Origin of the sequence: Taylorella asinigenitalis ATCC 700933, assembly GCF_000687755.1 — a bacterium.
GTDB classification, from domain to species: Bacteria; Pseudomonadota; Gammaproteobacteria; order Burkholderiales; family Burkholderiaceae_B; genus Taylorella; species Taylorella asinigenitalis.
The window spans coordinates 113974-126262 of the sequence record NZ_JHXN01000001.1 but is presented as its reverse complement, the minus strand read 5'-3'; the positions used below and the strand labels follow the sequence as shown (position 1 = coordinate 126262).

The window sequence follows — 12289 nt, the reverse complement described above, 5'->3', positions numbered from 1 at the left end:
TTTTTTTCAATCAAACCGCTAAAGACACAGGTCTTGGCGGTTTGTTCATAATTATTATTAGGACTTATATGGTTACGGACGCAAAAAAATTAGCTGAATTGGAGAAAATGGTCGCTGATGTCGACCGTGGTGGAAGAAAAGTTGAAGGTGCTGCAAGGCATGTATTAGCCATTGGTGCATTACTTTGGACCTTATTCCAATTATGGATTGCGTCTCCCTTACCTTTTGAATTTAACTTCGGAATTTTTAACGACACAGAAGCCAGATCAATTCACTTAGGCTTTGCTATGTTTTTAGGCTTTTTGGCTTATCCCCTAGGAAAAAGTCACTCCCATAAGATGCCAGCATATGATTGGATACTAGCCTTATTAGCAGGATTCTGTGGAGCTTATTTATATCTCTTCTATCAAGAACTTTCTACAAGACCTGGAATACCTACTACATTGGATATTTTTGCTGGAACTCTAGGTGTTTTACTTCTTTTAGAAATTACTAGACGAGCTTTAGGTTGGCCTATGACAATTCTCGGTATAGTTATGCTGACCTATGTTTTTTTAGGCCCTTATTTTCCTGACGTTCTCTCACATAAAGGAGCATCTATTAATCGTTTAGTCGCTCATATGTGGCTTGAAACAGAAGGAGTTTTCGGCGTTGCACTTGGTGTATCAACATCATATATTTTCATTTTTGTTCTCTTAGGTTCATTATTAGATAAATGTGGAGCAGGGAACTATTTAATGCAAGTCTCATTTGCGATGTTAGGTCATTTAAGAGGTGGTCCAGCAAAAGTAGCCGTAGTATCTTCAGCAGTAAACGGAATCGTTTCTGCTTCTTCAGTAGCAAATGTAGTAACTGGCGGAATTTTCACTATACCGCTAATGAAGAAGGCTGGTTATGGTGGCGTAAGAGCAGGTGCGATTGAAACTTCATCTTCCGTTAATGGTCAAATTATGCCTCCAGTTATGGGTGCAGCTGCATTCCTTATGATTGAATATGTCGGCGTACCATATACAGAAATTATTAAAAACGCATTCCTTCCCGCAACTATTTCCTATATTTCCTTGTTTTATATAGTTCATCTTGAAGCACTTAAGCTTGGAATACAGCCTATGATGGCAGCTAACCAGAATCGCACTTTTTCTCAAAAGCTAATTAGCTACCTTATTGGTATATCTGGTACCCTTGCGGTTATGGGGGCGTTCTATTACATAGGTACTGGTGTTCAAGCTATTGCTGGTGATGCAGCTATTTGGATTTTAGTTGGCTTATTACTCGCTTTATATTTAGGCCTAGTTTTTGTAGCATCAAAATACGAAGACCTACCAAATGATATTAATATTACCAGCCCTGTTAAGCCTGAAACTTGGCCTACTGTTAGGGCAGGTTTGTTTTATCTAATTCCAATAGCTATTTTAGTATGGTGTCTGAGTATTGAAATGCTTTCAGCAGGCCTTTCAGCTTTCTATGCGGTTATATCTTTAATTGTTTTAATGCTAACTCAAAGACCTCTTATGTCCTTATTTAGAAAAGAAAACCTCTCTGGTGCAATTAATAAAGGATATATAGAAACTGTTCAAGGATTAGAAGAGGGTGCTAGAAATATGATAGGCATTGCCATCGCCTGCGGAACGGCTGGTCTTATTGTAGGTGCAATTACTCTTACTGGTCTAGGACTTCGAATGACAGCATTTGTAGAGCTTGTTTCTATGGGAAATGTCTTAATAATGTTGTTCTTTACTGCATTTGTATGTCTGGTTCTTGGCCTTGGTATGCCCACAACAGCAAACTACATTCTAATGGCTACATTGATGGCCCCTGTAGTGGTAGAACTAGGTGCACAAAATGATCTGATAATTCCATTAATTGCCGTACACTTTTTTGTGTTTTATTTTGGGATTATGGCCGATATAACCCCACCAGTGGGTTTGGCTACATTTGCTGCGGCCGCCATTTCGGGTGAAGATCCTATTAAAACAGGGGTTCAGGGAGTAGTGTATGCGATGCGTACAGCTATATTGCCATTTATATTTGTTTTTAATCCTATGCTACTACTAATAGGGGTTGATTCTACTCTCAATTTAGTGATTGTCATATTTGGTGCAATTGTTGCTTCAATGATATTTGCAGCTTCAACTATGTTGTTCTTTAGAGTTAAGAGTACCTTACTAGAATCTCTCATTTTATTAATTGCAGCATTTATGATGTTTAGACCTGATTGGTATCTAAATAGAATGTATCCAGAATACGAAGTGAAACCCTTGGCTGATGTTTATAAGGTAGCAGCTCAAGTACCCGATAATGGTCGATTTGTAGCTAAAATTCAAGGCATGACACTTGAAGGAGATGATTTAACAAAACTTGTCTCCGTCAATCTTAAGGATTTAGAAAACACCGAAGGCAAAAATGAAGTTCAAATCGGTAAAGAGAAATTACGCAGAGCAGGCTTAACATTAATGCCTTTGGGAGATCAAGTTCAAGTAACTCAAGTTAAATTTGGTTCCCAAGCTTCTAAGGCCCGTTGGGAAAATCAGTGGGATATAGTTGAACTTATGGTTCCAAATAGAAATAGACCTAATGTCGCTATTATGTTTATACCAGCATTCTTACTTATAGGATTGGTTTGGTGGATTCAAGGTAGGAGAGGTCGTAAGCAGGGCGTCTTAGTAAGCAAAAAATAGAATTAAGGGGGTATATTAATTTCACCCCCTTAATTTAATTCAGAACATGATTTCTGATTAACCCAACTGCCAATCCTTCAATTTTAAAATCTTGTTCGGGACTAACTTTTATAACAGAATAAGAAGAATTTTCTGGAATAAGTTCAATACGGTCTTTTAATTTGTGCAATCTTTTAACCGTAACCTCACCGTCAAGTCTAGCCACAACAATTTCATTATTATGGGCGTCTTGCACTTTTTTAACGGCAAGTAAGTCACCCTCCATAATTCCTATGTCTATCATGCTATCGCCCCTCACTCTAAGTAAATAATCTGGAGTTTGAGAAAACACAGATGAGTTAATAATTATTTGATCCTCATGATGTTCAATAGCCTCTATTGGATTTCCTGCTGCGACACGTCCGACTAAGGGAAGATTTAATAGATCATTTGAAGCGATAGAATCTTCGAAATTTAAGCGTTCATCTTCTATATCAGAATTAGTTGAAGACATAACTGCATCTTCTTTATTAAAAATAAATTCAGGATTGATTTTTAAACCTCTAGAAGCCCCAGGCAAGGTAATTAAAGCACCTTTTTTAACTAAAGCCTTAATATGCATCTCAGCTGAATTAAGAGAGTTAAACCCTAAAGCAGCAGAGATTTCAGCTCTAGTTGGAGGAAAACCGTGTTTCTTAATAAAAGAATGTATTAGATTTAGTACATCAAGCTGTCTAGAAGTAAGTTTAATGCTCATATACAACCCTATAGTGTATTTACTAACATATTGTAAATTCATACACCATAATAGTCAATAAAAAAGGCCTACAAGAGGCCTTTTATTCAAATAACGATAATCAATCTAGGCTTTAGCCAAAGCATTTGCGACATAATCGATATTAGAGTCATTGATGGCGGCAACGCATATGCGTCCAGATCCAACAATATATATATGGTCTTGATCTTTAAGTTTTGCAACTTTTTCCTTATCTAAACCAGTGTAAGAAAACATACCTTTTTGTTTAACTACAAAATCATAAGATCGACTAGATCCAGCCTCCATAACTTTTGAAGCAAGTGATTTACGAACGTTAAGAATTCGCTGTCTCATAGACTCTAGTTCAACTCTCCACATTTTATTAAGCTCGGGGTCGTTTAAGACAGTAGATACTATAGTAGCCCCAAAGGTAGGTGGATTAGAGTAAAGAGATCTGATTAGGACCTTAACTTGGCTTAAAACAGGTTCAACTTCAGATTCATCTGAACAGAAAATGGTTAGTGCACCTATGCGTTCACCGTATAGAGAAAATATTTTTGAGAATGAAGTGGTAACGAGAACTTCAATTCCATGTTTAGCAAAGATTCGAATAGCTTTTGCATCTTCTTCTAAACCATCACCGAAGCCTTGATAAGCTGTATCTAGAATAGGTATTAAATTTTTAGATTTAATAACTTCAGCAATCTGCTCCCACTGCTCAATGCTAGGGTCTACGCCAGTAGGATTGTGGCAACATGTGTGAAGCACTACAATGCTTTTTTCCTCTAGCTCTTTTAATTTATTGATCATGGATTCAAAATCTAAATCCATAGTCTGATCGTTGTAATAAGGATATTCCTCAACCTTAAATCCAGCTAGTTGAAAGATAGTTTTGTGATTGGCCCAAGTAGGTTTGGATACATAAATAGTAGAAGAGGGAGTAAGTTTATACAAAAAATGAGCCGCAAGCATCAAAGCACCAGTTCCTGCTAAGGTTTGAATAGTGCAGCATAGCTTATTTTTAGAGTCGTAAAGTTCTTCGCCAAGAATCAGTTTCTTAACGGCATTTGTGTAATCTGGTGTCCCATTCATAGCTCGATAAGCAAATGGTTTGTGAGATTCTATAAATCTTTCTTCAGCGATTTTTACAGCTTTAAAAATAGGTATATTACCGTTTTCATCGTAATAAACCCCAACACCTAGATTAACTTTTTTTGAATTTTGATCGGCCCTATATAAGTCAGTAAGCCCCAAAATAGGGTCACTCGGGGCTAGCTCTATATTTGTAAATAATTTAGACATTTATTGAAAATTTTTTAATTATTGATTACTAAGTATAAAATAAAAAGTTTATATTTACATAAGCATTGCCACATTAATGTCTGAAGTTATTCAATATCCCAACAGTCCCTTTCTTCTACATCAATCATGGGAACCATCAGGAGATCAGCCAGAGGCCATAAAAAGTCTTGTACAAGGCGTACGTGATGGTCTAATGCATCAAACCTTGCTTGGGGTAACAGGGAGTGGAAAAACTTTCACAATGGCAAATGTGATCGCCCAACTTGGAAGACCAGCATTAATTCTTGCTCACAACAAAACGCTAGCGGCTCAGCTTTATGCCGAAATGCGTGAATTTTTCCCAAAAAATGCGGTTGAATACTTTGTTTCTTACTATGATTATTACCAGCCAGAGGCTTATGTACCAAGCCGAGATTTATTTATAGAGAAAGATTCAAATATCAATGAACATATTGAGCAGATGCGCCTCTCAGCTGCTAAAAGTCTGATTGAGAGAAGGGACACGATAATAGTTGGAACAGTGTCAACTATATACGGTATTGGTGATCCAACTGATTATCAAGCTATGGTCCTAATTCTCAGAACAGGAGATAAGATTTCGCGTGAGACTATTTTAGAGAGACTTGTATCTATGCAATACGAGAGAAATGATATGGAATTCTCTCGTGGACATTTTAGAGTGCGAGGAGATTTAATTGATATATTTCCTTCAGAAAGCCCTGAATTAGCTCTTAGAATAACTTTGTTCGATGAAGAACTTGAGAAACTTGAGCTTTTTGACCCATTAACTGGGAAAATTCGGCAAAATATTATTCGCTTTACTCTTTACCCGTGTTCTCTTTATGTGACTCCGAGATCTACGGTTCTCAGGGCAATTGAAAGCATAAAAGCTGAACTTAAAGACAGAGTAAAAGAATTTATGGATAGAGGCGAACTTGTATATGCTCAAAGAATTGAACAAAGAACAAGATTCGATTTAGAAATGCTTCATGAATTAGGTTTTTGCAAGGGAATCGAAAATTACTCGCGTCATCTTTCGGGAGCTAAAGCAGGAGATCCGCCACCAACATTAATTGATTACTTGCCTGAAGATGCGTTGATGTTTTTTGATGAGAGCCATGTAATGATGGGGCAATTGCGCGGTATGTATCGAGGAGATCACTCTAGAAAAGCTACATTAGTGCAATTTGGATTTCGTTTACCATCGGCCATGGATAATCGACCACTAAAAATGGATGAATTTGAATCTCGCATGAAGCAATCAATTTTCGTTTCCGCTACACCTGCAGAATATGAGTTGGAACGCTCGGATAATATTGTGGAGCAAGTCGTTAGGCCGACTGGCCTTGTTGACCCAACTGTAGAAATTAGACCAGCACTCACACAGGTCGATGATTTATTGGGTGAAGCTAAGAAATGCATTGCCAAAGGGGAGAGGGTGTTGGTCACTACCTTAACCAAAAGAATGGCAGAGGATTTAACAGAATATTTATCTGAAAATTTCTTAAAGGTTAGATATTTGCATAGTGATATCGATACAGTGGAGCGTGTAGAGATAATACGTGATTTGAGATTAGGTGTATTCGATGTGCTGGTAGGTATTAATTTACTTCGTGAAGGCTTGGATATTCCTGAAGTCTCTTTAGTGGCAATATTAGACGCCGATAAGGAAGGATTTTTACGGTCAGAGAGAAGTCTTATTCAAACTATTGGTCGTGCAGCTAGGAATATAAATGGGAAAGCTATCCTTTATGCGGATAAGGTTACAGATTCCATGAAAAAGGCCATTGAAGAAACTGAACGAAGAAGAAATAAGCAAATTACATATAACGAAGCTCATGGAATCACTCCTCAATCTATTAAAAAAGCTGTAAAAGATATTATCGATGGTGTTCTTCATGATTCAGTAGAGGTGATGAACGAAACAATTGATATGTCTGAGCTTCTGAACGATGAGAAAAAACTATCTGCAGAAATCAAAAAACTTGAAAAACAAATGCTCGAGCATGCACGGAATCTAGAGTTTGAGCAGGCAGCCAAGGCTAGAGATCAGTTAAATAAATTGAAAGAGCGATATTTATTACTTTAATTTTTTAATATTTAAACTGAATTCTTCATATCTATCAGAGGATAAATTAAATTCAATATTTGGTTTAAAGAACACTCTTAGTTCATATATGCCCGCTTCAGGAGCTACAAATTTATCCGTATTTTTAAGTGTGTAAGCTTTGGAGCCATAAATCATCATCTCTAAGTCCTTATGAGCTGTCAGCTCCAATTGTATTGCTTCATTAAAATTCATATAGAAACTGAAACTTGAGTAACTTATTCCCTGAATAAACCCACTAAATTTATATTCTTCATCGCTAAGAAAAAATGTCTCCGTCACATTGGTAAGAGATTTCTTAAGATCTGTACTCTTTGTACCATTCAGGTCTTTAGAACCTGTTTTATTGGATAAATTAGATGTATGAATATCCTCCTTAGAATTATCAGGCGGACGGGCACTAAAAAATAGAGTCCCCGTCACTATAAAAATAATAACTAAGGCGATCTTGGATTCTTTTCTAAGCTTCATTGTGCTCATCGCTTAAAGCCAAAGATAGATCATTGATCATATTAGATAACTCAGAAACCATAAGTGCAATCTCACTTAAGAAAAGATCATATTTATCATCTGTTTCCTCTAAGTCATTCTTAATATTTAAAACAGTGATTTTTTTAATATCAAGCGATTCATTAAGAGTGAAGATAATTTTATCGTCCCAATTTAATGACAATCTCGTGCAAATCTTTCCATTATTTAGATGATTTCTAACTTCAGCTATATCAGGTGAGTGATTTGCATATTTAATAGAAACTTTGCTGTCCAAAATGCCTTTCAATTCTGTATCTTGTTCAGTGCTAAATGGAGATGGAGCCCCTTCGACCACCCATTTTGTCATAGCTGTAGTGGGTGAAATGGCTGTCTGAAAATTTGATAGTGGCAATGGATTCGTGCACTTCGATAGTAGTGTGACTATATCATCTGCAAGTGAAGTAGAGGATGTATCCATCCAAAATAAAGAATTTTCTATATCGAAAACAACTAAAACCTCTTTGAATACACTAAATGCTTTGGGTCTTAGCTTGTCTGTGACGCTTTCTTTTAATTCTTTAAGTTTCTTTTTAGACAGTATAAAGCCTTGTTGATCTTCAATTTCTTGAGCCTTTTCTTTTGTATATTGGTTAATTACTGCAGCTGGCAATAATTTCTTTTCATACTTAAATTTGGCAATAAGATGAGAGCCTATCTCAAGTACGAGTTGATGATCTGATTCATATTCATCGTGAACTTTTTCCCAACCTACATTCGCCAATCCTGAATCAGAAAAATTTGATTCAACGAAAGCAAAAGCTTTTAATTCCTTATGTAATTGCTTTGCTGATGGTGTCCAATTGGGGTTTAATTTATATAATTTTAAATTTTTAAAAATCATTAACTTTAGCCGTTTTAAAATTTCCAATATTGTAGTTCAAAAAATCTACTGTATGGACATACAGTGTTTTTAATGGCATAATACTCTTAACTACAAAAAAGGAGTCGATTTATGGAAGATAAAAATAACAAAGAGAGAGCTAAAGCTCTTAGTGCAGCATTAGCCCAAATCGAAAAACAATTCGGTAAGGGATCAATTATGCGTTACGGTGACGGTGAGGTTGAGCATGATATACAAGTGTTTTCTACTGGCTCACTTAGTCTTGATATCGCATTAGGTGTTGGTGGTTTACCACGAGGCAGAGTTATAGAAATTTTTGGTCCTGAGTCATCAGGTAAAACTACATTGACTCTACAAGCTATTGCTGAGATGCAAAAGATTGGCGGTACTTGTGCTTTTATTGATGCTGAGCATGCATTAGATGTTCAATATGCTTCAAAATTAGGAGTAAAACTCGATGAGTTATTAATCTCTCAACCAGATTCAGGTGAACAAGCCCTCGAGATTACTGATGCTTTAGTTAGATCGGGTTCTATTGACCTTATAGTGGTCGACTCCGTTGCCGCATTAGTGCCTAAAGCCGAACTCGAAGGGGATATGGGAGATAGCTTACCTGGCCTCCAAGCTAGGCTTATGAGTCAAGCATTAAGAAAACTTACAGCATCCATTAAACGAACTAACTGCACTGTTATATTTATTAACCAAATTCGTATGAAAATTGGTGTTATGTTCGGTAGCCCTGAAACCACTACAGGCGGGAATGCACTTAAATTCTACACATCAGTTAGATTAGATATTAGAAGAATCGGCTCTATTAAAAAAGGAGATGAAGTAATCGGAAACGAGACTCGGGTTAAAGTCGTTAAAAATAAAGTCGCACCTCCATTTAAGCAAGTTGAATTCGACATTATGTATGGTTCTGGCATATCTAGAGAAGGTGAGATAATTGACCTAGGGGTAAAAGCTGGTATCGTCGATAAAGCTGGTGCTTGGTTTTCATATAACGGCACTAAAATCGGTCAGGGAAAAGATAATGTTCGGGAATATTTAAAAGCTCACCCTGAATTAGCTCAAGAAATCGAAGGTAAAATCCGTGCTGCTATGGGTGTAGGTGGGGCAGATAAATTGCTTGATGTTGCTCCTACAAATGATGAATTGGAAGATACTGAAGAGTAATATTTGGAAGTTAATTTAAAGCATAAAGCTATTGCTCTCTTGTCTAGAAGAGAGCATTCGAGTTATGAATTAGCTCAGAAACTTTCTAGATATACACAAGATTTGAATCTTATTAATGAAACGATTGCATTTCTTAAGGAAAAAGATCTACAGTCAGATTTAAGGTTTCTTGAGTATTTTGTACATTCCCACTCAAAAAAATGGGGAATTAACAAAATTTTTCTATCTCTTAAAGAACATAGACTTGATGACTCGGTTCTATCAAAAATTCACGAGTTTATTCAAACTGATGAATCTGAATTAGCCCGTGAGATTTGGGAGAATAAATTTCACGGAATCAAGCCTTCAGATCTAAAGCAAAAAGCTAAGCAATATAGGTTTATGATTTCTCGAGGATTTAAGCCAGATATCATTAGAAAAATAATTGATTAATATGAATTTACTCGTAGTTAGAAATGATAAATTAGGTGATTTTGCACTTATCTGGCCCGCATTAAAGTTATTAAAATCGTCTATACCCAACCTACGTATTTCTGCCCTTGTATCAGAATACACTTCACCTCTAGCTTCGATATGCCCTTATATAGACGAAGTAATAGTAGATATTTCAACTGACGGAAAAAAACTAAATCCAAATCTTACTGAGGAACAGAAGAAAAAATTTTTAAAAGCATTGAAAGCACACAAATTTGATGCTTCTATTTTGTTTTACTCTACTTGGCACAACACAAAACTAATTAGAAAACTAGATATTCCTCATAGATTTACTCCTGCTACAAAACTTTTTCAAATATTTCATAATCACAGGCTAATCCAAAGACGTTCACAGAATTTAAAACCTGAATACGAGTACAACATCGATTTGGCCAAGTACTATATTAAATTTTTAAAAAAGAGAGGTCTCTCGCTTCATTCAAATAGTGAGAGTGCAATATTAGAGAGAGCCTTAATACCCCCTTATTTGTCTTTTTCAAAGGAATTTTTATATCCACATAAAGATACGATACTAGAGAGACTCTCTTTAGATAGAAACCTTATAAGCGATCCTTGGGTTATGGTTCATACGTCTACTGGTGGTACAGCCTCTACATTAAGTCCACATCAAGTAGCCAATCTAATCCAACACATAAACAAAGATTTTAAAACTCAAATTTTCTTAACTTCAGGTCCAAATGAAGCTAAGACAGCTTTGGATATCTTGAATATCTTAGAGCCTCAAATTAAAAATAGAGTCCATTATTACGAAAGTAAGTATGGCTTAGTTGACTTTGTGCATACTATAGCTTGCTCGAATTTATTTATTGCTGGATCCACTGGGCCATTACATATTGCAGGTTTATTAGACATACCTACAATAGGTTTTTATCCAAATTTTAAATCTAGTAATTCTTTAAGATGGCAGGCTTGCAGCTCTGAACAAAACAGGATGGTTATATCACTAAACTCAGAGCAGGGTAACGATTTCTCAACACTTGATATGGATAAATCCTACTTAAAATCTAAAGATTTTATCTCTCGCCACTTAGTATTGCGTTAGCCTGAGCCAGTACATTTTGAAATGAAGTACCGCCGATTGTTTTTCTAGAATTAACAGATCCTTCTAAAGTAAGAAAATCATATATATCAGAATCAATCATAGTATTCATATTTTTAAATTCTTCTAAACTTAAATCAGATAAGTCCTTAGATTGAGCTTCGCATTCTTTTACAGCTTTAGCTACCACTTCATGGGCATCCCTAAATGGCAAACCTTTTTTAACAAGATAATCAGCCAAATCAGTAGCGGTAGAAAACCCTTTTTTCGCAGCATTGCTCATATTTAAAGCATTAACTTCAAGCCCTGAGATCATCTCAATAAAAATTGTTAGAGTATCTCTTAGAGTATCTGCGGCATCAAATAATGCCTCTTTGTCTTCCTGATTGTCTTTGTTGTATGCCAATGGTTGCGATTTCATAAGTACAAGCATAGACATTAAATCGCCGTACACACGTCCAGTTTTACCGCGAGCTAGCTCAGGCACATCAGGGTTTTTCTTCTGAGGCATAATAGAACTACCTGTGCAAAACCTGTCTGGCAATTTAATGAAGCTAAATTGCTGGCTCATCCATAAAACCAATTCTTCGGATAATCTTGAAATATGCATCATGGCAATGCTTGCGACTGAGCAAAATTCAATTGCAAAATCTCTATCGGACACAGAGTCTAAAGAGTTAGTAGTAATGGAATCAAAATTAAGAATCTCTGCGACTTTTTCTCTATCGAATGGATAGCTAGTACCAGCAAGAGCAGCTGCCCCAAGTGGCAATATATTCGCTCTTTTTCTGCAATCTCTTAGCCTCTCCAAATCTCGTCCGAACATCTCCGCATAAGCCAACATATGATGTCCAAAACTAACAGGCTGAGCAACCTGAAGATGCGTAAATCCTGGCATAACTATATCGTGATATTTAATTGCTAATTGGGCCAGAACTATTCTTAAATTTTTAAGAAGATCAATATCGGTATCTATTTCACACCGAAGCCAAAGTCTAATATCGGTCGCAACTTGATCGTTCCTAGAGCGTCCAGTGTGAAGCCTTTTACCAGCATCTCCTATAAGATCTACTAGACGTTTTTCTATATTTAGATGAACATCTTCTAAATCCAGGGACCAGGTAAATTTACCTTCACGTATCTCTTCTAAAATTTGATTGAGGCCTTTTTGAATATTTTTAAAGTTCTCTTCACTTATAACGCCAACATTAGAGAGCATTTCAGCATGGGCAAGAGATCCTTCAATATCAAAAGGTGCTAGCCTTTGTTCAAAAAATACAGAGGCCGTATATCTTTTAACTAACTCAGACATCGGCTCAGAAAAGCGAGCGGACCAAGCCTTATTTTTATTGTCAAATTGGTTTTCTGTGTTGTTAGACATATG

At 36.3% G+C, this 12289-nt stretch carries 10 protein-coding genes; 5 read left to right on the top strand and 5 right to left on the bottom strand.

Features of this window, described 5'->3' with window-relative positions:
* Window positions 1-68: 68 nt before the first annotated feature.
* Window positions 69-2678 (top strand): TRAP transporter permease, encoded by a 2610-nt coding sequence (locus T432_RS0100600; RefSeq protein ID WP_028883741.1) that lies wholly within the window; start codon window positions 69-71, stop codon window positions 2676-2678.
* Window positions 2679-2712: 34 nt separating this feature from the next.
* Here the strand turns inward: T432_RS0100600 and lexA are convergent, their stop codons facing one another.
* A complete protein-coding gene (gene lexA / locus T432_RS0100595; RefSeq protein ID WP_028883740.1) occupies window positions 2713-3414 on the bottom strand; it encodes a transcriptional repressor LexA in 702 nt (233 codons plus the stop codon).
* Between the two features lie 105 nt (window positions 3415-3519).
* Complete coding sequence (locus tag T432_RS0100590; RefSeq protein ID WP_028883739.1) at window positions 3520-4716, bottom strand: amino acid aminotransferase; 1197 nt, start codon at window positions 4714-4716, stop codon at window positions 3520-3522.
* 76 nt (window positions 4717-4792) lie between these two features.
* On the opposite strand from T432_RS0100590, the gene uvrB reads away from it, so the two are divergent.
* A complete protein-coding gene (uvrB, locus tag T432_RS0100585; RefSeq protein WP_028883738.1) occupies window positions 4793-6805 on the top strand; it encodes an excinuclease ABC subunit UvrB in 2013 nt (670 codons plus the stop codon).
* On the opposite strand, the gene T432_RS0100580 is transcribed toward uvrB, so the two are convergent.
* Window positions 6797-7303, bottom strand: coding sequence for a hypothetical protein (locus tag T432_RS0100580; protein WP_248646247.1), 507 nt, complete (start codon window positions 7301-7303; stop codon window positions 6797-6799). The genes uvrB and T432_RS0100580 overlap by 9 nt on opposite strands.
* On the bottom strand, window positions 7284-8195 hold the full coding sequence (locus tag T432_RS0100575; RefSeq protein WP_028883736.1) for a recombination-associated protein RdgC: 912 nt from the start codon (window positions 8193-8195) through the stop codon (window positions 7284-7286). The genes T432_RS0100580 and T432_RS0100575 overlap by 20 nt, the downstream gene beginning before the upstream one ends.
* A 111-nt stretch (window positions 8196-8306) precedes the next feature.
* Here T432_RS0100575 and recA point away from each other — a divergent pair, with 111 nt between their 5' ends.
* Genes recA through T432_RS0100560 form a run of 3 tightly spaced genes read left to right on the top strand, consistent with a single transcriptional unit; the run spans window position 8307 to window position 10908 of the window.
* Entirely contained in the window at window positions 8307-9371 is a 1065-nt protein-coding gene (recA, locus tag T432_RS0100570) for a recombinase RecA (RefSeq protein WP_014111495.1), read from the top strand.
* Between the two features lie 3 nt (window positions 9372-9374).
* Complete coding sequence (locus T432_RS0100565; protein ID WP_028883735.1) at window positions 9375-9803, top strand: regulatory protein RecX; 429 nt, start codon at window positions 9375-9377, stop codon at window positions 9801-9803.
* A 1-nt stretch (window position 9804) separates the two neighbouring features.
* The gene (locus T432_RS0100560) at window positions 9805-10908 is read left to right on the top strand and encodes a glycosyltransferase family 9 protein (RefSeq protein WP_028883734.1); all 1104 of its coding nucleotides are present in this window, start codon (window positions 9805-9807) and stop codon (window positions 10906-10908) included.
* Here T432_RS0100560 and argH read toward each other — a convergent pair.
* A complete protein-coding gene (argH, locus tag T432_RS0100555; protein ID WP_028883733.1) occupies window positions 10880-12286 on the bottom strand; it encodes an argininosuccinate lyase in 1407 nt (468 codons plus the stop codon). The genes T432_RS0100560 and argH overlap by 29 nt on opposite strands.
* Between the last annotated feature and the right edge of the window lie 3 nt (window positions 12287-12289).